This is a genomic window from Mesorhizobium erdmanii USDA 3471 (genome assembly GCF_000472705.1).
GTDB lineage: Bacteria > Pseudomonadota > Alphaproteobacteria > Rhizobiales > Rhizobiaceae > Mesorhizobium > Mesorhizobium erdmanii.
The window spans coordinates 26,631-45,176 of sequence record NZ_AXAE01000023.1; the positions used below are offsets into that span (position 1 = coordinate 26,631).

Sequence of the window (18,546 nt, forward strand, 5' to 3'; positions counted from 1 at the left end):
ACTATTGGAACGCGTGAAGCACATCGAACAGATCGGCCAAAAGGCGCGGCGTGCCTTGATGCGCATCAAGGAATGCGGCGGTTGTTCCCTTATTGTAGCTCTTTGATCGATCCGCCGGGGAAGTTCAGGGTGACTACTCAGGCCAGCGTTGATGCTGTCACCCCAACAGCTGTGGCATCTCCAAGCCTGCCGGCCATTAATTTGATGGTTGCAGGCAGGCTGCGTGACTGTGCCGACCTCCTCACGCAGCAGGGCGAGGGCGGATTTCGCGCCAGGGCCTTCCGGCGCGCGGCCGATTTCATCTCGACGCTGTATCGCCCGGTCGATCAGATTCTCTTGCAGGAAGGCCGCGAGGGATTGGTCTCCCTGCCCACCGTTGGTACCGGGATCGCCGCCGCGATCGTGGAAATGGTCGGCACCGGGCGATGGTCACAACTGGATCGCCTGCGGGGAGAACTTGCCCCCGAGATGCTGTTCCGGAGTATTCCAGGTATCGGCGCGAAGCTCGCAGGCCGCCTTGCCGCCGATGGCCAGATCGATAACCTGGAGGAACTGGAGCAGGCCGTTCGGTTCGGCAAGCTGCACGTGAAAGGCCTCGGACCGCGCCGCAAGCGGATGATCACCGCAGCTATCGCGGAACGCCTCGGCTGGCCGAAATTTTCCCAGCAGGCCAACGCCGCTCGCCCACCTGTTTCGCTACTTTTGCAGGTTGACCGGATGTATCGGGACAGCGCCGCCGCAGGACATCTGCGCAAGATAGCGCCGAAGCGTTTCAATCCCACTGGCGACGCCTGGCTGCCCATCCTGCATGCCCGCCATGGCGGCTGGCATTTCACGGCTCTGTTCTCAAACACCCAACTCGCGCACCAGCTCGACAAGACGTCTGATTGGGTCGTCATCCACTACGAGAAGGATGGAGAGCCGGAGGGCCGATGCACCGTGGTCACCGCCTCACGGGGACCGTGGCGAGGGCAACGGATCGTTCGCGGACGTCAAGGCCCTGAAGACGAAGAGGAGGTATCGGATGAAACGCGGAATCGGAAGTGAAGACACTGAGACGCGCGAGTTGGCAGTTCCCGGTCGCAAAGTCTGCTTCATAATCGCCAAGGCACATGAATTCGACGTCAAGGTCGCCGTTACCGAGCCGGATACGGGATCGAATCCCACGGACGACAATGAGATCGCGGTGCTTCAGGACCATGACGATGATCCTGTGCATGAAGAGTTGGTCTCGCTGATCTCTGAACTCTCCATCGATGAGCAGATCGACCTGGTGGCGTTGATGTGGCTCGGCAGGGATAGCGGTGCGGCGGTCGATTGGGACGAGCTTCGCCAGCAGGCCGCCGACGCCCACAACAGACACACGGCCAGCTATCTCTGCGGCAATCCGCTGCTGGGAGACCATCTTGCGGCGGGGCTCGATGCTCTCGGGCTGTCTTGCTCCGACTGAACCGAACTTGACGCGCATCAAAGCAAAAAGCTCTGGACCGTGTTGAGCTACCGGCCTCCGATGGAGTCCGGATATGATCTACACGACAATACTGGTCCAGCTCGATATTGATGCACCGGCAAGGCCGCGCCTCGTTTTCGCGCAGGAGATCGCGAGGAAATTCGAGGCGGATCTGATCGCGTTGGTGGCGGCCGAGCCTTCCACATTAGTGTCGCCGAGCGAATCCGCCCCACTGGTGGCAGAGGTTCTGCGTGTCAGAACCCACGAAATCGAGGAGCGGATCAAGAAGCTCAAAGAGGAGTTCCTCGCCTTCGTCGGCAACGACGAGCGAGCATCATGGCGCGCTGAACTCGATGATCCCACGCGTGCCGTTGCCCTGCACGCGCGCGCGGCCGATCTGGTGATCACCGGGGCGCCGACTGCGGCTGCCGCCGGAGACTACCAAAGAACCGTCGATCCCGGCGCGTTGGTGCTGTCCCTGGGCCGGCCGGTTCTGTTCGCAGCCGACGGCCTCTCGGCCTTCAAGGGTGAGAGGGTGATGGTCGCCTGGAAGGATTGTCGTGAATCGCGGCGGGCGGTGGTCGACGCGATGCCTTTCCTGAGCAATGCCAAGGAGGTGACTGTCTTCAGCGCTGCCGAGGAAGGAAAGGTGGCCGCGCGGGATGGTGTGGCGGACGTGGTTCGCTATTTGATGAAGCATGGTGTGACAGCCCGGTCCCATTTCGTTGATGGCGAGGGAGTCTCGGCGGGCGACTCGATCGTCGTCGAGGCCGATCGTATCGGAGCCGATCTCATCGTGGCCGGCGGTTATGGCCATAGCCGTTTCCGCGAATGGGCATTCGGGGGCGCGACACGATCCCTGCTCAATTCGGGCTCGTTCCACAGGCTGTTGTCGAACTGAATAGCCCTAGCAGCCCTGTCCCATAACCCGGAAAGAGATAAGCCGATGCAATTGTTGACATCCCTGCTAGTGCCGACTTATCCGGACCCGCCGGGGCCGAAAGTTGCTTCGAATGCGGTGGCCGTGGCCAAGCAACTCGGTGCCACTCTGGATGCGGCGGTCATCAATGCCGACATTCCGGATGTCTCGAACGCCTTGTCCGGCTTGATGCTCGATCTCCCGGCGAAGATCCGCGAGGCCAATGCGGCCAGCAGGAATCGGGGCAAGGCCCTGCTGGAGACAGTCGCGGCCGAAGCTGCACGACGCAGGGTGACCTTGACCTGTCAGGAACTGAAGGCTCAGCCAGCCTTCATGCGGGACGCTGCCGCCAGGGAAGCGCGCTATTTTGATCTCTGCATGGTGGGATGGACACGCGATACCGAGTCAATCCGCGCGACCGCGGAGGAAGTGGTGTTCAGTTCCGGTCGGCCGACTTTGATTTTTCCGGGAGATGAAGATGTCGGTGCGCTCGATCACGTGGTGATCGCCTGGGACGGCAGCCGCGTGGCTGCAAGGGCGGTGGCCGATGCCAGGCCGTTCCTGGAACGGGCATCGACGATATCGATCATCACAGTGACGGATGAGAAAGCGCTATCGCGCGAAGATACTGGGGATAGGCTGGCCAATGGTCTCGCGGCACGAGGTCTCCGGGCCACGGCCAAGTTGATCCACGCCGGCGACAACAAAATCGCCTCCGTCCTCGAGGATCATGCCATAAGGATCAATGGCAGCCTCCTTGTCATGGGTGGATGGGGCCATTCTCGTATACGAGACTTCGTTCTCGGTGGGGCAACCGAGGGGATACTATCGGATCTGCGCTTGCCGGTGTTGATGTCGCATTAGGCGCCGGCGAAGTCGCGATCGTCGAAGGGGTAGAAGTGGACCGCCTTCAATTTCACAGGCTTATCATGGCCCTCGATAAGGACCTTGACCCATTGGTCGCCTAGATTGTCTTGCCAGGTGTCGGTAACGCGGCATCTTACGGCCAGATCCATGCCGACCTCGATCTTGTCCATTCGCTGTGCCATTTTGCATTCCCGTTTGGTTGTGGCGCCTATGTTTTCGCTTCCTGTCCCTCAGGTCATTCGGACCAACTACATCGACATTTCGGGTTCAAGCGTGCGCTCCTTGGCCGGCTCCGGAATCTCGGTCATCGTTGCTTCCGTCAGGAGCAGCACGCTGGCGACCGAGACGGCGTTCTCAAGCGCGATGCGCACGACCTTTGTCGGGTCGATGATGCCGGCCTCGACCAGGTCGACATATTCCTTGCGGCCGGCGTCGAAGCCGAAATTTCCCTTGCCTTCCATCATTCTGGCGATGACCACTCCGCCGTCGACGGCGGAATTCTCGGCGATCTGCCGCACGGGCACTTCGAGCGCGCGCTTCAGGATCTGGACACCGGTGCGCTCGTCGCCTTCGCAACGCGCTTCTTCCTCGGTGACCGGGCCAATGCAGCGCAGCAAAGCCAGCCCGCCACCAGGCACGATGCCCTCCGCGACTGCCGCTTTGGTGGCGCTGATGGCGTCGTCGAGCGCTTCCTTCTTGGACTTCATTTCGGCTTCCGTCGGCGCGCCCACCTTGATGACGGCCACGCCGTCGGCTAGCTTCGCAAGCCGCTCCTGGAGCTTCTCACGGTCATAATCGCTGGTCGTATCGCTGACCTCTCGCCGAATCTGCTCGACGCGTCCCTTGATGGCCTTCTGGTCGCCGCTGCCGCCGATGATGGTGGTGTTGTCCTTATCAACGACCACCCGCTTCGCGCGCCCAAGCTGGGCCATTGCAACGTTCTCGAGCTTGAGGCCCAGGTCTTCGGAAATCACCTGCCCGCCCGTCAGGATGGCAATGTCTTGCAGCATGGCTTTGCGACGATCGCCGAAGCCGGGCGCTTTCACGGCACAATTCTTGAAAGTGCCGCGGATCTGATTGACGATGAGCGTAGCCAGAGCCTCGCCCTCGACATCCTCAGCGATCACCAGCAAAGGCGAGCCTGACTTGGCCACGGCCTCGAGCAGCTTGATGAGATCGTTGAGCGTGGAGATCTTCTTTTCGACGATGAGCACGAGCGCATCCTCAAGCACCGCTTCCATCTTCTCGGCATCAGTCACGAAATAAGGAGAGAGAAAACCGCGATCGAATTGCATGCCTTCAACCACATCGAGAACGGTCTCGGTGGTCTTCGATTCTTCGACCGTGATGACTCCTTCGCCCCCGACCTTCTCCATGGCCTCGCCGATCAGCTGGCCGATGAGAGGATCGTTGTGAGCGGAGATCGTCGCCACCTGTTCCTTCTCGCGCCTCGTCGAGACCGGGCGCGAAATCTGTTTGAGTGTCTCGATCGCGCGCTTCGCCGCGCGGTCGAGACCGCGTTTAATGTCGATTGCGCTGGCGCCGGCGACCACATTGCGAACGCCGTCGGCGAATATTGCGTGGGCAAGGATAGTTGCTGTGCTCGTTCCGTCGCCGACCATGTCGCCAGTTTTCTCGGCTGCCTGTCTCAACATGCGGGCGCCGAGATTTTCTTCGGGGTCCTTCAAGTCGATTTCCTTGGCGATCGTCACTCCATCGTTGCAGACGATCGGGGCTCCCCATTTCCTTTCGATCAGAACCGATTTCGAACGCGGACCGAGCGTTACTCGCACGGCGTCTGCAAGTTGGGTCGTACCGCGAAGGATCTTTTCGCGCGCCGCCGAGCGGAACAGTACCTGTTTGTGAGCCATGGTCGTCTCCCGGTGTCAGACCTATTCACATAGCTGTGCTATCGCCGACGGGCTTTGATGCGTATCAATAGCGCCAATGGCGACACATCGTGTTGACCGGGATCAATGCCGACAAAGTCTTTGGCTGCTCTGCTGCCGCTTGGTCACATCAGGAGGTAGTCATGCGGACGAACGAAACACCGCACTACGACGCCAGCGTCAACACGACGGGCTGCTGCCCCAAATTCAACCCGGGCGGCTGGGACGATCAAGAATTGCACTTCACCGACAAGCCGTTCGTGAGGGCGACAACCCACAGCGTCATGCATGTTCCGGTGAACATGGGCAGCGTTTTTGCCCGCGCCAGCGAGCACATCGACGACGCCGGCGCCTCCGCCGAGGGCCAGTATATCGTTCTCAGCCGCGATCTGTCGCCGTGGACAAGCGAGCATCTTTTCTCGATATCGAAAGCCGTGCCGGGGGAGGAAATGACCACGCTCACGGGCGACTTCATCACCAAGGTTTTCGAAGGGGCGTTCGAGCAGGTGAGGGGCTGGCACGAGGAAATGCTTGAGCTTGCGCGCCAACGCAATCCCAAGGCTGCCGATGTATATTTCTTCTACACGACCTGCCCGAAATGCGCCGCGGCCTATGGCAAGAACTATGTCGTCGGCGTGGCGAAGATCGCCTGAAGCCGGCTCGGCTCGCGTCAGTCTCAAGGTTCAAACCAGGTGCCCCGGCGCCGCTTGGCGATCTCGGTCGCGGCACCGATCTTGGGTCCCATCGAGCCAGCGGAGAAATCCTTCCCAAAAGCTCTGTTGCTCCGACGTGCGCAGGTGCCCGGGCAGCCGGCGTGCCGCAACCCATCTAGACCGCGTCGATATTCGTGAGCATCAACAGCATACCGGCGTTCAACTGGCGCGCCAGCAGCGAGCTTGCCAGATCCTTGTCGGTGACAGCGACCAAGCGGACCTGCGGACGGTTGCCATGCGTGATCACCTGGGAATGGCCCTCGCCAATCAGCGCGGCCAGACTGACGCGGCGCGCTTGACATTGTTGCGCTGGTCTTCGGCGGTCATGGGTTCGCCGCGCCGCAACGATCGCGAAACATCACTTATCCTTCGGCCAAAGCTCTCGCAGCGATTTCTTCATCGAATTGCGGACCTGAACGATCTCGCCGTGGGAGATGTGCCGGTCGAGGAGCCGGAACACCGCCCCTATAGCCCTGTCCACGTCGATCTCGGGCTCGTAGCCAAAGCTGTTGCGAACGCAGATGGCGAAGTCGCGCTTCGTGCGTTCCCATGCCGGCTCGGCCGGGTTCCACCCTTCGAAATAGATGCCTCTTATCAGCGTTGGCAACTGAGCCGACAGATCAGCCATTTCTTCCGGCGAAAGCCAGTCGCGCACGGTGTGGAGGACCGCCTTCAACAGGCGGAAGGCGCTTTGCTCGTTCCAGTCCAGATCCTTGGCGAGTTCGTTCACCCATTGCTGCGCCTGCTCGGCGGCATGTGCGATGGACGCGTGCGAAACAGAATGTGTCATGGTTGTCATCCTTCAATCTGCTTGCATCTTGCGTTGTCGCGATCCGGGCGCATTGCGCGGGATCAAGTTTTTGCGTTCTTCAGCCGCCTGCCCTGTTCACCAGCAACTGGGCAATCCGGTCGCCCTTGGCGACGGCCGGACGGCCCGTCGGGGCACAACGGTTTGCCAAGCGCATCCCAGGTCTCCGCGGGCGCATCGTGCGGCGATTAACTCATCCGAATGTAAGGGCAGCGGTGTGATGCGCAGCCGCTCCTTGCCGCGCGACGTGGGGATGCCGGCCCATCCCGAAATCGTCGTTGGAGCACCAGACTTTGACCTTTCCGAAGACGTCTGGCGCGCAGCGATGTCAATCGAGCCTAGACCAGGCCCGCAATCCTGCAGGTGAACAAATGGGGTAGGATACCGACGGCGCCGGGTGTAACCTCACGCCCGCATGCGTCTGAGCGATAATTGAAGGGACTGTCGTGGACCGGTTCATCGCAAGGGCCAATATCGCCCATTTGGAAGACCTGCTCGCCAGAGAAACCGACCCGGAAAAGCGGCGGGTGGTCGAGACTCTGCTTGCCCGTGAAAAGCACAAGCTCGAAATCGCGATTCATCAGGCTGATACTGCTACCGAGCAAGACGGGCCTTCGAAGATCGAGGACCCTGCAGCTTAACTCGACGAAAGCTTCCTCAGTGCGGTCGCGCTGAGGAAGCAAACATTCGCGCGGTCAAGCGGCTTTGACGGCAATCTTCTTTTCGGCCTTCTGCGCTTCGGGGGTCTTGGGCAGCTTCACGGTAAGCACGCCCTTGGTGAAGCTGGCGTCGATCTTGTCGGCGTCGACCCCTTCGGGCAACTGGAATGACCGCTGGAACGAGCCGTAGCGGCGTTCCGAGAGATAGTAGTCCTTTTCCTTTTCCTCCTTCTCCTCGTTCTTTTCGCCCTTGATCGTCAGGACGCGGTTGGTGAGCTTGATGTCGACGTTCTTCTCGTCGATGCCGGGCAGTTCAGCGGTGATCTCGAATCCGTTGGACTTTTCAACGAGGTCCATGGCCGGCGCCACCGACCAGGCATCGCTGCGCAAGGCCGGCAGGTCGCGACCGAAAAGCGAACGCGTGGAGGGCAAACGGAAATCGAAGGGGTGGAAATCGTCGAAAAGCCGATCGACTTCGCGACGCAGACTCTCGAACGGCCCCATCCAGTTGTCCGACCTGGGGGCGGCAGGAGCATTCTTCTCGGATTTCACGGGCAGTTTGGTAGCAGCTTCAGCCATTGTTCGTCTCCTTTAGACAGATTTCTGGACAAGTTGCTGCCTCCGCTCTTCCACCTCCTCCCAGGAGGCACCGGAGCGGTGATAGCGAGCTCGCTCGCCAGGGGATGAACCGGCAATTTTCCGCGACTCCCATGTGCAGGACTCGTCGCATCGCCAATTCATGACTGGCCTGTCGAGATAGTCATCAAAGCCTGGGGATGAGCAGCGATCCTTGATCGGCGTCAAATAAGACGAAGAAAGCCGAACTCAGCTCAAACATCCTCCAATGCCACGCCGCACAGGAATGCGATCTCGATTTGACTGCGGTCAAGGCACTGACCTTCAGCGATCGCTATTGGCTACCTGATCAAACGGAGTCTTACGAACATGGATTTCAAAGGCAAAACGGCGATCGTCACCGGGGCCGGATCGGGAATTGGCGCAGCCATTGCCCTTGAACTGGCCACCCGTGGAGCGCATGTCGTCGTCGCGGATATCGACCATTCTTCAGCGGTGGACACCGTTACGCGGATCGCGTCTGAGGTCGGGAGTGCGCTCGCCTTCGAGGTCGATGTCGCCGACGCCGAGTCGGTCAGAGAGATGGCCAACTTCGCCGTGAAAGAGTTCGGGGGACTGCATCTCGCGGTTAACAACGCCGGTATCGGCGGGCCAAGCGAAACCACGGCCGATTATCCGCTGGAGGATTGGCGCAAGATCATCGATGTGAATCTCAACGGTGTCTTCTACTGCCTGAAATACGAGATTGCCGCCATGCTCGAGACGGGAGAAGGCGGAGCCATCGTCAACATGTCGTCCGTCTTGGGTTCGGTTGGAAGGCCGAAGGCCTGTGCCTATGTGGCGACCAAACATGCGCTGGTGGGGCTGACGAAGGTCGCGGCGATGGAGTTCGCCGCGCGAAACATCCGTATCAATGCCATCGGCCCGGCCTTCATAGACACGCCGTTGCTGACCAAGAATCTGGATCCGGACGTGATAGAAAGTCTGGCAGAATTGCACCCGGTCGGGCGGCTGGGTACACCCACGGAAGTCTCCGCGCTTACCTGTTTCCTTTTATCAAGCCAGGCAAGCTTCATAACCGGCAGCTACCACCTGATCGACGGCGGATACACAGCGAGATGATCCGCCAAGGCCGCCATGCGTCACAGAAACGATGCTGCGGGAAGCGGTGCCTGTCGAGAAATGATTCAAATCAAAGCGTCCAGCCATCGCTTGGATCAAGGTAATCCGATGTGGAATCCCGTCGCCAGCGCGCCACTTGGCCCCAGTCTTCAACTGGCTGTCTTTGATCAAGACGGTGTGCACGTGCTGATATTCCCTTGCAGGAGGGAGCCGATGGGTTGGAGAAATGCTGCGACCGGCGCACGCGTCGACGTCCATCCCACCCACTGGCGTCCGTGGAACACGGATGAAAATGATCCGGATGCTCTGCGAGACCCAAACTAGCTTTTCGGGTCGGCAACCAATGCCATGCGCACCAGATGGGATAGGCTGCCGACGCCCATCTTGTGGTGTCTGCGGAAGCTAGGTCCCTATTGCTCACATCTCATCCTGCACCTGGAAGAACGCTGGCGATCGCTGGTTCAGCACCCATGCATCCATTCGCAAACACGAGGCTCCGCCGTTTGACCGACATCAAGGCATCACATGCCACGAGATGGCAATCAGGAGGCTATCCTTTGCTCAAGCGAGGTGCCCGCATGTCCTACAAAACGATTGTCGTCAACCTGGCCGTGGACACAGACCCCGCACCGATCGTCAAGCTCGCAGCGGAGCTCGCGCAGCGCTTCGATGCTCACCTCGTCGGCCTTGCGGCCGCGGATGTTCCGCCTCTGGTTTCGACAGGAGAAGGCTTGGTCTACGAAGGCGAGGTGATGCAGATCCAACGCACCGAAATCGAAAAGCGCCTGGCCGAGATGCACGGCATTTTCGAAAAGCTCGTTCCGGCCGCGGTCAGCAGCGAGTGGATCCAGTATGTCTGCGGCCCGACCCGCGCCTTGGGCCAGGTGGCCCGCTCGGCCGATCTAATCGTGACTGCCGACGGCGGCGAGGATGTCTACCGCGCGGTCGATATTGGCAGCCTCGTTCTTGGCGCCGGTCGACCAGTGCTGGTCGCTGCGGCCAATGCCGAACATATGCTGGGCAAGACTGTGCTTGTCGCTTGGAAAGACAGCCGGGAAGCGCGAAGGGCCTTGTCCGATTCCTTGCCGTTTCTGGTTGCAGCCAACGAGGTTGTTGTCGCCACCATGCAATCCGAATCCGCGGAAGATGTTCGAGACAGCCTTGCCGATGTCGCGGCCTTTCTGGAGCAACACGGCATCACGGCGCGAACGGAAACTGTCGCTGGCGATGCTGACGCCGACAGGTTGTTGACCTTTGCGCGATCGATTCATGCGGATCTGATCGTTTCAGGAGCTTATGGTCACAGCCGGCTGAGAGAATGGGCCTTTGGCGGCGTTACACGCTCGCTGATCGGCGAGGGCAGCGTCAATCGCCTCCTGTCCAACTGACGGGATGGCCATGGTGACCCGTGCGACAGACGAGGCGGAGCGGCCGAACGCCATGGCAAACGAAGGCCATTCGATCGGTCGTTCTCCCGATCATGCCCAGAGCCCCTATTGGTCGCTCGGGACAGATCAGTTGGTGGCGGAACTGGAGACCACCACGTCCGGTCTTTCGAGCGTCGACGCGGCGGTCCGGCTCGGGAAATTCGGTCCAAACGCATTGGCGTCGCGCTCCGCCGGTTCGGCGTTGGCAGTCTTTGCCCGCCAGTTTCGCAGCCCGCTGGTGCTGATCCTTGTCTTTGCCGCAGCCGTGTCGATGTTTGTCGGCGAGGCCCGTGAAGCCGCGATTATCGGCGCGATTGTACTGGCTAGCTGCGTCCTCAGCTTCACCCAGGAGTACGGTGCCTCTCGCGCTATGGAGGCGCTGCAGCAGCGTGTTTCCCGCAAGGCAACCGTGCTGCGTGATAGCCTCGAACGCATGATCAATGTCGAGGACATCGTCCCAGGCGATGTCGTCTGCCTGTCAGCTGGCAATCTCATTCCCGTCGACGGCGTGATCCTGGAGGCGCGGGATTTCAATGTCAGCGAATCCGTCCTAACCGGCGAGACGTTCCCGGTCGTGAAGTCCGCTGGCCGGTCTGCTCCTGAAGCTGGCATCGCACAACGAACGAATGCCGTCTTCACCGGTACGTCGGTTCGCAGCGGGACGGCGAAGGTACTTGCGGTGGCCACGGGAGCGCGCACCGAGTTTGCACTGATCGCCGAGGCTTTGGAGCGGCGGATTCCCGAGACCCAGTTCGCCCGCGGCATCAGGATGTTCGGATATCTGATGACCGAGATCATGCTTGTGATCGTCATCCTGGTGTTCTTCGCCAACTTGCTGCTGCATCGGCCCTTGATCGAATCGCTGCTGTTTTCGCTTGCCCTCGCCGTTGGACTGACGCCCGAACTGCTTCCCGCGATCATCAGCGTCACTTTGGCCAGGGGCGCGCGGATGATGGCCGCCAGCGGTGTGATCGTGCGTCGCCTCGATGCGATCGAGAACCTCGGCAGCATGGACCTGCTGTGCACAGACAAGACCGGAACGCTGACGGAAGGCGTCATTCACCTCGACGGATCTTTCGATGTCGAGGGTAATGCTTCTAAGGAGGTTCTGCTCTGGGCACGGCTGAACGCGACTTTGCAGACCGGGCTGAAGAATCCCCTCGACGAGGCAATAGCGAATGCCCAGCCAGGACAGGATGATCTGCGCGGCTTCACCAAGCTTGACGAAATCCCATACGATTTCGTTCGCAAGCGGTTGTCGGTCGCCGTGAAGGGAGGAAAGGACGAACAGATACTGATCACCAAAGGTGCCGTACAGAACGTTCTCGATGCCTGTGTCTTTGTGCGAGGTTCAGACGGCCAGAAATCCCTGGGCGCGGCGGAACGCCAAGCCATCGACGAGAGGTTCAGGCGCTGGAGCGGGCAAGGGTATCGTGTTCTGGGTCTGGCAATCCGGCGATACCAGGACAATGTGGGCTTCAGCCGCGATGACGAAACGGCGATGACATTTGCGGGATTCCTGCTGTTTCTCGATCCGCCAAAGGAGGGCGTGCGTGAAACGCTGTCTGCTCTTGCCAGCAGGGGCATCGCTGTAAAGGTCATTTCCGGCGACAACCGCTATGTCGCCGCCCACCTGGCCGAGGCTGTAGGTCTGCGGTCCGACAGGATCATGACCGGCGAAGACCTGTCGAAAATGACGAAAAATGGCCTCCTGGCCGGTGTCCGCAATACCGATCTCTTCGTCGAGATCGATCCGAACCAGAAGGAGCATATTGTCGAAGCATTGCGCCGGAGTGGGCACGTCGTCGGCTATCTCGGCGACGGCATCAATGACGCGCCGGCGCTGCATGAAGCCGACATTGGCATTTCGGTCGATACGGCTGTCGATGTGGCTCGGGAGGCCGCCGACATTATCCTGCTCAAGCGCGACCTGGGTGTACTGGTGCGGGGCGTCGACGATGGCCGCAAGACGTTCGCCAATACGATGAAATACATCTCCATCACGACCAGCGCCAATTTCGGCAACATGATCAGCATGGCCGCCGCGTCGCTCTACCTGCCTTTCCTACCGCTGCTGGCCAAGCAGATCCTGCTGAACAACTTCCTTTCCGATATCCCGGCCCTAGCGATAGCGAGTGACAATGTCGACGCCGACCAGCTGCGCAGGCCGCAGCACTGGGACATCCGTTTCGTCAGGCGCTTCATGGTAAGTTTCGGTCTGGTGAGCTCCCTATTTGATTTCGCGACCTTCGCCTTCCTTCTCGTCGTGGTGCATGCCGCAGCCGCAGAATTCCAGACTGCCTGGTTTGTGGAATCACTGCTCACCCAACTTTCCATTCTCCTGGTCGTGCGTACGCGGAAGACATTCTGGCTAAGCCGTCCGAGCAGGTTGTTGGCATGCCTCGCGCTCGCGGTTGGCATCGTCGCCGTGACCATGCCCTACATGCGGTTCGCCGCTTGGTTTGGGTTTGTCCCTCTTCCACTGTCGGTACTTGCAGGCCTTCTTTCAATTTCGGCCGCCTATGTCCTTGTTTCGGAATTGACGAAGGGGTGGGTTTTCGAGCATGGCAGCCGGGCACATCGACCAACTGCAAGATTGCTGCAAAGCCGGAAGGTCCTCAGGTCCAAACAGTGAAGACCATTATAGTGGAGCGGCTCCAATCACGACCAGGATGCTGCCTGGCTTCCCAATGTTCGTTGCGTTGAATCAAAGGCGCCCTGCGTTGCCTTCGCGAGATGAAGCGACAACTCGGGGCGCGTTCAGATACGCCTGCCTCCGCATTTGCGATGGATCAAGGCTCGATCGTCCTTCGCCGGATAGATCGATGGCGACCGGTGTTGACACCGCCCCGTCGTGAACCAGTGGCAGCATCGACGCGTTGTGCCTCAGCCCGCGTCGGTTTGGAACCAGCGAAGGAACGAAAATGACCGAGCATCCCAGCACCAGTCGCTTGTCCGCCCAGGAATTGCATGACATCGATGCCTACTGGCGCGCCGCCAACTACCTGACCATCGGACAGATCTACCTGCTCGACAATCCGCTGCTTCGCGAGCCTCTCCGGCTGGAACATGTCAAGCCGAGGCTGCTGGGCCATTGGGGAACGTCACCTGGCCTCAGTTTCATCTACGCGCATCTCAATCGGGCGATCAGGCAGCGCGATGTCAATGTCATCTATGTCTGCGGTCCTGGTCATGGCGGGCCGGCGATTGTGGCAAACACCTATCTTGAGGGTACCTACAGCGAGACCAATCCGGACATTACTTTGGGCGAGGCCGGAATGAAGAAGCTCTTCAGGCAGTTCTCATTTCCAGGCGGCATCCCAAGTCATGCGGCGCCCGATGTTCCCGGCTCGATTCATGAAGGCGGCGAGCTCGGCTATGCGCTTTCGCATGCCTATGGCGCGGCCTTCGACAACCCGGACCTTGTCGTCGCTTGTGTCGTGGGTGACGGAGAGGCGGAAACTGGGCCGCTCGCCACCTCCTGGCATTCCAACAAGTTCCTCAATCCGGCGCTTGACGGCGCGGTGCTGCCCATCCTCCACCTCAACGGCTACAAGATCGCCAACCCCACGATTCTGGCTCGCATCCCCGAGGAAGAACTGCGTGCGCTGTTCATTGGCTATGGCTACGAGCCGCTGTTTGTCGAGGGCGACGATCCGGCCTTGATGCATGAGCGCATGGCAGTTGTGCTCGACGATGCCCTTGACCACATCAGGGCAATCCAGGATGCGGCCCGCGGCGGCCTAAAGTCGGCACAGCCGCGGCCGAAATGGCCGATGATTGTGCTTCGAAGCCCGAAGGGCTGGACTGGTCCCAAGGAGGTAGATGGACTGAAGACCGAGGGTTTCTGGCGTTCCCACCAGGTTCCACTTGCCGGCCTCGCCGAAAACCCCGCGCATCTGAAGATGCTTGAAGAGTGGATGAGAAGCTACCGGCCTGAAGAGCTTTTCGATGGCGCCGGCGCGCCTGTGGCCGCGATCCGCGCCACCGCGCCGGAAGGTGAAAGGCGCATGAGCGCCAATCCGCATGCCAATGGCGGCCTGCTGCGTCGGTCCTTGGAATTGCCTGGCTTGCATGAGCACGCCGTCCCGATCGAGCGGCCCGGGGATGTCAAGGCGGAGTCGACCCGGGTCATGGGTAGTTTCCTGCGCGATGTCTTGACGTTGAACCAGGGCAGCAGGAACTTCCGAATCGTCGGGCCGGACGAGACGGCTTCGAACCGCTTGCAGGATGTATTCGAGGTGACGGAGCGCGCCTGGATGGAAAGGATACTTCCCGAGGATGTGCACCTGGCGCGGGAAGGCAGGGTTCTGGAGATTCTATCCGAGCACACCTGCCAGGGCTGGCTGGAAGGTTACCTGCTTACCGGGCGCCACGGCTTCTTCTCGTGCTACGAGGCCTTCACGCACATCGTCGATTCCATGTTCAACCAGCATGCGAAATGGCTAGATGCCTGCCGCAAGCTCGCCTGGCGGCGGCCGATCGCTTCGCTGAACTATCTGTTGTCCAGCCATGTCTGGCAGCAGGAGCATAATGGGTTCAGCCATCAGGATCCGGGCTTCATCGACGTGGCCTTGAACAAGAAGGCGGACGTCGTGCGCGTCTATCTGCCGGCGGATGCCAACAGCCTGCTTTGCGTGACCGACCATGTGCTGCGGACATGGAACCGCATCAATGTCGTCGTCGCCGGCAAGGCCAATTCCTGGCAATGGCTGTCCATCGATGAGGCGAAGGTCCACTGCAACGCCGGCATCGGCATATGGGATTGGGCATCGACCGACCGAGGGGCCGAGCCGGATGTGGTGATGGCCTGCGCCGGCGACGTGCCGACGCTCGAGACGCTGGCTGCTGTGCAGATCCTCAGACGCCACATTCCCGACCTCAAGGTTCGTGTCGTCAACATCGTCGATTTGATGACCCTGCAGCCAAAGGAACATCATCCGCACGGTCTCTCGGATCGGGAGTTCGATGCGCTGTTCACCAGGGACAAGCCCGTCATCTTCGCATACCACGGATATCCATGGACCATCCATCGTCTGACCTATCGACGGACCAATCACGACAACATCCATGTACGCGGTTACAATGAGGAAGGAACGACAACGACGCCCTTCGACATGACCGTGCTGAACGGGCTTGACCGCTACCACCTTGTGCTCGGCGTTCTCGAGCGCATCCCCGAGCCGGCCGGCGCGCATATTCGGCTGAAACAGGCCATGGAAGGCAAGCTGATCGAGCATCAGGCCTATATCCGCGAGCACGGGCAAGACATGCCCGAGATACTCGGTTGGAAGTGGGAGCAGTAGTCGATGGCGAAGCGCCACGCTGACAGGATCGGACCCGCAACAGTGGGCGGGGCCAGCCGACCGTGACGGATGTAATTCTTGTCCTCAACGGCGGCTCGTCGAGCCTGAAGTTCGCCGCCTTTCAAGGCCGCGACGAGCTTCATCTGCTGGTGCGCGGCAGTGTCTCGTCTATGGGCGAGCGGCCCAGGCTTCACGTCGCGCCCACGGCAACAACGCCACCGTTCGACAGGAGCCTAGGCGAACAACCAATCTCCATCGACAAGGCATTCGAAGCCATTGCGTCCTATCTGGCAAACCGTGGCCTGTTGCGCCGGGTGCGCAAGGTCGGACACCGCATCGTGCATGGCGGTCGGGAGTTTGTTCGCGCAACGCGGCTCGATCAGCGCACGCTCGATGCCTTGCGCGGGCTCGCGCCGCTCGCCCCGATTCATCAAGCAATCAACCTGGAACTGGTCGGCTTGGCCAGCCGCCTTCTGCCCGGCGCAACGCAGGTCGGCTGCTTCGACACCGCCTTTCACGCGACGCAGCCCGAGCTCGCAAGACTTTATGGCTTGCCGCATGAGATGTCGGAGCAAGGCATCGTGTCCTATGGGTTCCATGGGCTGTCCTACAGCCATATCGCGAGCGAGCTCCGCAACCGTTACGGCGCAGCCGCCGGTGGCAGAACGATCGTTGCCCACCTTGGCAGCGGAGCGAGCCTGTGTGCGATGAAGGCAGGCGCAAGCCATGCCACCACGATGGGTTTCTCGACGCTAGACGGCCTCGTCATGAGTACGCGTTGCGGCGCGATCGATCCTGGCGTCCTCCTGCACCTCCTGCACGACCGGAAGATGTCATCCGATGGACTGATCGACTTGCTCTACGAGCGATCCGGCCTGCTGGGGGTATCCGGCATCTCCGGGAATATGCAGACGCTGCTTGCGTCGAATGACCCCGCGGCGATGCGCGCCGTCGATCTCTTCGTCTATCGCGTCGGCCGTGAGGTCGGGTCGCTCGCAGCGGCGCTCGGAGGCCTCGACACGCTCGTCTTCACCGCGGGCATCGGCGAGCATGCGCCGGTGATCCGACAGGGGATTTGCGAAGCTGCTGGATGGCTGGGCGTTGCGATCGACAGGGAGCTGAACGCAGACAGCGAAGAATTGATCAGCACCGGGGATTCCCCTGTCGATGTTCTGGTCATCGCAGCGGACGAAGAGCGTGCGGTGGCTGCAGAGTTGCTCGAGTTCGAGGCGGTTTGATCACGACAGCCGCCAGTTGGCGGGGCGCCGCTCACGTGCCAGAGTTGTCCACTCACGCGTGGGTATCCCTCAGGGGGGGGAAGCCATTCGTCGGCCCGCTACCGGTTCAAGATCTGACGGCGGACTCCCCAAGGACTGAAAGCCAAGATGGTATCTAGCTCGCCAACTTGGCGCCGAGCTTCCGCTGAACCAAGACGAGTGTCGGGTCGTCGGGGTCGGTTTTGACGGTGAAACCCATGTCGCGTTCAAGTTCGATCGCTGCGCGGTTTTCGCGGCTCTCGATCGACTCGATCGTCTCGATGTCATGGTCGTCGGCGTAACGCGCTATATAGCCGAGAAACTCCCAGCCGACGCCGAGATGTTTGCGGTCCTCGCGGATGCAAATGGCGACTTCGCCCCGGCGGTCGGCCGGATCGGCTGCGAGCGTCGCTACCGCGATCAGCATTCCGTCGGTCGAAAAGGCGAGAAAGTTATGGATGTGGGGATCGTCGGAACGGGTCATCGCCACCAAGCGCTCATGCGACACTTCCCGCAACGCGCCGAGGAAACGGAAGCGCAAATCCTCTGGCGTTACATGCTTGAAGAACTCCGCGACGAGCTGCTCGTCGTCGGGGCGAGCGCGGCGCACTTCGAACCGAAATCCCGTGTGCGTGGTGAGCGTGCTTTTCATTGTCGTCCCTTTCAGGATTGGTGCGTGAAACGGGCTCGAATGCCTCATTCCCCCATCGCCAGCAGCGTGTCCCGCTTGATGATTTCGATGCTGCGAAGGCTGAGCAGGCGGATCACACCCTTCTCTCTCAGACGGGTGAAGACCCGCGAGACGGTTTCGATTGTGAGGCCGAGATAGTCGCCAATGTCGTTTCGCGACATGGGCAGTTCCACCTGCCGCAGTCCGCCCTGACGCTCCGACATTTCGATGAAGAATGCCGCTACGCGCTCGATGGCGTTCTGGCGGCCAAGTACCAGAAGATGTTCCTGCGCCCGGGTCAGGCCTTTGAGTGCGAGAGGCAGAAGCTGGCGCGACATGTCCGTGCCTGATGGAGCGCGGAAGACCCGGACACCGGTTGCGTTGATCGCTTCGGCGAAGAAATGGTGAGTGGGGTCGGCCTCGAAGCCGAAGGTCTCTCCCGCCAGATGGAACGCGCTGATCTGCCTGCGGCCGTCGGCGAGCAGGCGGTAGATGCGGACCGCGCCGAACTCGACCTGGTAGAGGGCACCCGCCTTTTCGCCCTGGGCGTAGATCTCGGCGCCTGCCGAGAAGAAGCTCAGCGGCTGCACGGTCGCGCCGTCAAAGATGGCAGCCGGGTTCTGCTGGAGGAGGTATGACGGCAGTTCAATCTTGGCGGAGGCTTGAGCGTACATGGCTGTGGTCCCGGTGAATTCGTGACAACAGCAATCGCGCAAATCCCGCCACGCCGAAATTCGGTTATGTCCCTACGGGAAACTACTTAGGCCGAGCTCGAAAGCCCAAGATCCCTCCAGCCCTCGCCGAGCAAGTCGCGCGCTTCATGCGATTGACCACGATCAAGGCCGGCATGAATTGGCTGGGCGATTATCCGGTCAGAACCAACC

Annotated in this window: 18 protein-coding genes; 11 read left to right on the top strand and 7 right to left on the bottom strand. The window is 60.6% G+C overall.

Annotation, left to right across the window (positions count from 1 at the left end):
• Positions 1 to 129 precede the first annotated feature (129 nt).
• The 4 genes from A3AU_RS0119250 (at position 130) to A3AU_RS0119265 (ending at position 3,233) form a co-directional block, all read left to right on the top strand.
• Complete coding sequence (locus A3AU_RS0119250; RefSeq protein WP_245235521.1) at positions 130 to 1,047, top strand: DNA-binding protein; 918 nt, start codon at positions 130 to 132, stop codon at positions 1,045 to 1,047.
• Complete coding sequence (locus A3AU_RS0119255) at positions 1,025 to 1,450, top strand: DUF3775 domain-containing protein (protein WP_081294377.1); 426 nt, start codon at positions 1,025 to 1,027, stop codon at positions 1,448 to 1,450. Before A3AU_RS0119250 ends, A3AU_RS0119255 begins: the two co-directional genes overlap by 23 nt.
• Before the next feature lie 73 nt (positions 1,451 to 1,523).
• Positions 1,524 to 2,351 carry a universal stress protein gene (locus A3AU_RS0119260; protein WP_027054311.1) on the top strand — a complete coding sequence of 276 codons (828 nt, stop codon included), beginning with the start codon at positions 1,524 to 1,526 and terminating at the stop codon, positions 2,349 to 2,351.
• Between the two features lie 45 nt (positions 2,352 to 2,396).
• On the top strand, positions 2,397 to 3,233 hold the full coding sequence (locus tag A3AU_RS0119265) for a universal stress protein (RefSeq protein ID WP_027054312.1): 837 nt from the start codon (positions 2,397 to 2,399) through the stop codon (positions 3,231 to 3,233).
• On the opposite strand, the gene A3AU_RS0119270 is transcribed toward A3AU_RS0119265, so the two are convergent.
• The gene (locus A3AU_RS0119270) at positions 3,230 to 3,418 is read right to left on the bottom strand and encodes a hypothetical protein (RefSeq protein WP_027054313.1); all 189 of its coding nucleotides are present in this window, start codon (positions 3,416 to 3,418) and stop codon (positions 3,230 to 3,232) included. The two genes, A3AU_RS0119265 and A3AU_RS0119270, sit on opposite strands and share 4 nt — an antisense overlap.
• A gap of 66 nt (positions 3,419 to 3,484) precedes the next feature.
• Positions 3,485 to 5,107: a chaperonin GroEL gene (gene groL, locus A3AU_RS0119275; RefSeq protein WP_027054314.1), complete on the bottom strand. Its 1,623-nt coding sequence runs from the start codon at positions 5,105 to 5,107 to the stop codon at positions 3,485 to 3,487.
• 89 nt (positions 5,108 to 5,196) lie between these two features.
• On the opposite strand from groL, the gene A3AU_RS0119280 reads away from it, so the two are divergent.
• The gene (locus A3AU_RS0119280) at positions 5,197 to 5,778 is read left to right on the top strand and encodes a hydrolase (RefSeq protein ID WP_245235522.1); all 582 of its coding nucleotides are present in this window, start codon (positions 5,197 to 5,199) and stop codon (positions 5,776 to 5,778) included.
• A 175-nt stretch (positions 5,779 to 5,953) separates the two neighbouring features.
• Here the strand turns inward: A3AU_RS0119280 and A3AU_RS1000000140770 are convergent, their stop codons facing one another.
• Together A3AU_RS1000000140770 and A3AU_RS0119290 are read right to left on the bottom strand one after the other, a co-directional pair.
• On the bottom strand, positions 5,954 to 6,085 hold the full coding sequence (locus A3AU_RS1000000140770; protein WP_272481093.1) for a hypothetical protein: 132 nt from the start codon (positions 6,083 to 6,085) through the stop codon (positions 5,954 to 5,956).
• 111 nt (positions 6,086 to 6,196) lie between these two features.
• Positions 6,197 to 6,628, bottom strand: coding sequence for a DUF2267 domain-containing protein (locus A3AU_RS0119290; RefSeq protein WP_032917727.1), 432 nt, complete (start codon positions 6,626 to 6,628; stop codon positions 6,197 to 6,199).
• Between the two features lie 464 nt (positions 6,629 to 7,092).
• Here A3AU_RS0119290 and A3AU_RS1000000138990 point away from each other — a divergent pair, with 464 nt between their 5' ends.
• On the top strand, positions 7,093 to 7,287 hold the full coding sequence (locus tag A3AU_RS1000000138990) for a hypothetical protein (protein ID WP_027054317.1): 195 nt from the start codon (positions 7,093 to 7,095) through the stop codon (positions 7,285 to 7,287).
• Between the two features lie 54 nt (positions 7,288 to 7,341).
• Here A3AU_RS1000000138990 and A3AU_RS0119300 read toward each other — a convergent pair whose 3' ends face one another.
• Positions 7,342 to 7,884, bottom strand: coding sequence for an Hsp20/alpha crystallin family protein (locus A3AU_RS0119300; RefSeq protein ID WP_027054318.1), 543 nt, complete (start codon positions 7,882 to 7,884; stop codon positions 7,342 to 7,344).
• A 366-nt stretch (positions 7,885 to 8,250) separates the two neighbouring features.
• Between A3AU_RS0119300 and A3AU_RS0119305 the strand changes: the two genes are divergently transcribed.
• The 5 genes from A3AU_RS0119305 to A3AU_RS0119325 all read left to right on the top strand — a co-directional run bounded on the left by A3AU_RS0119305 (position 8,251) and on the right by A3AU_RS0119325 (position 16,974).
• On the top strand, positions 8,251 to 9,003 hold the full coding sequence (locus tag A3AU_RS0119305) for an SDR family NAD(P)-dependent oxidoreductase (RefSeq protein ID WP_027054319.1): 753 nt from the start codon (positions 8,251 to 8,253) through the stop codon (positions 9,001 to 9,003).
• Between the two features lie 578 nt (positions 9,004 to 9,581).
• Entirely contained in the window at positions 9,582 to 10,391 is an 810-nt protein-coding gene (locus A3AU_RS0119310) for a universal stress protein (RefSeq protein ID WP_027054320.1), read from the top strand.
• A 10-nt stretch (positions 10,392 to 10,401) separates the two neighbouring features.
• Positions 10,402 to 13,065 (top strand): magnesium-translocating P-type ATPase, encoded by a 2,664-nt coding sequence (gene mgtA, locus A3AU_RS0119315; protein ID WP_081709599.1) that lies wholly within the window; start codon positions 10,402 to 10,404, stop codon positions 13,063 to 13,065.
• A 289-nt stretch (positions 13,066 to 13,354) separates the two neighbouring features.
• Complete coding sequence (locus tag A3AU_RS0119320; protein ID WP_027054322.1) at positions 13,355 to 15,736, top strand: phosphoketolase family protein; 2,382 nt, start codon at positions 13,355 to 13,357, stop codon at positions 15,734 to 15,736.
• Between the two features lie 62 nt (positions 15,737 to 15,798).
• Entirely contained in the window at positions 15,799 to 16,974 is a 1,176-nt protein-coding gene (locus tag A3AU_RS0119325) for an acetate/propionate family kinase (RefSeq protein WP_027054323.1), read from the top strand.
• A 154-nt stretch (positions 16,975 to 17,128) separates the two neighbouring features.
• Here A3AU_RS0119325 and A3AU_RS0119330 read toward each other — a convergent pair whose 3' ends face one another.
• Together A3AU_RS0119330 and A3AU_RS0119335 are read right to left on the bottom strand one after the other, a co-directional pair.
• Positions 17,129 to 17,644, bottom strand: coding sequence for a GNAT family N-acetyltransferase (locus A3AU_RS0119330; protein ID WP_027054324.1), 516 nt, complete (start codon positions 17,642 to 17,644; stop codon positions 17,129 to 17,131).
• Between the two features lie 44 nt (positions 17,645 to 17,688).
• A complete protein-coding gene (locus A3AU_RS0119335; RefSeq protein WP_027054325.1) occupies positions 17,689 to 18,336 on the bottom strand; it encodes a helix-turn-helix domain-containing protein in 648 nt (215 codons plus the stop codon).
• Positions 18,337 to 18,546: the final 210 nt, after the last annotated feature.

Coding starts and splice junctions, on each gene's coding strand:
- A3AU_RS0119255 (WP_081294377.1), top strand. CDS start 1,025: ATGAAACGCGGAATCGGAAGTGAAGACACTGAGACGCGCGAGTTGGCA.
- A3AU_RS0119260 (WP_027054311.1), top strand. CDS start 1,524: ATGATCTACACGACAATACTGGTCCAGCTCGATATTGATGCACCGGCA.
- A3AU_RS0119265 (WP_027054312.1), top strand. CDS start 2,397: ATGCAATTGTTGACATCCCTGCTAGTGCCGACTTATCCGGACCCGCCG.
- A3AU_RS0119270 (WP_027054313.1), bottom strand. CDS start 3,418: ATGGCACAGCGAATGGACAAGATCGAGGTCGGCATGGATCTGGCCGTA.
- groL (WP_027054314.1), bottom strand. CDS start 5,107: ATGGCTCACAAACAGGTACTGTTCCGCTCGGCGGCGCGCGAAAAGATC.
- A3AU_RS0119290 (WP_032917727.1), bottom strand. CDS start 6,628: ATGACACATTCTGTTTCGCACGCGTCCATCGCACATGCCGCCGAGCAG.
- A3AU_RS0119300 (WP_027054318.1), bottom strand. CDS start 7,884: ATGGCTGAAGCTGCTACCAAACTGCCCGTGAAATCCGAGAAGAATGCT.
- A3AU_RS0119305 (WP_027054319.1), top strand. CDS start 8,251: ATGGATTTCAAAGGCAAAACGGCGATCGTCACCGGGGCCGGATCGGGA.
- A3AU_RS0119310 (WP_027054320.1), top strand. CDS start 9,582: ATGTCCTACAAAACGATTGTCGTCAACCTGGCCGTGGACACAGACCCC.
- mgtA (WP_081709599.1), top strand. CDS start 10,402: ATGGTGACCCGTGCGACAGACGAGGCGGAGCGGCCGAACGCCATGGCA.
- A3AU_RS0119320 (WP_027054322.1), top strand. CDS start 13,355: ATGACCGAGCATCCCAGCACCAGTCGCTTGTCCGCCCAGGAATTGCAT.
- A3AU_RS0119330 (WP_027054324.1), bottom strand. CDS start 17,644: ATGAAAAGCACGCTCACCACGCACACGGGATTTCGGTTCGAAGTGCGC.
- A3AU_RS0119335 (WP_027054325.1), bottom strand. CDS start 18,336: ATGTACGCTCAAGCCTCCGCCAAGATTGAACTGCCGTCATACCTCCTC.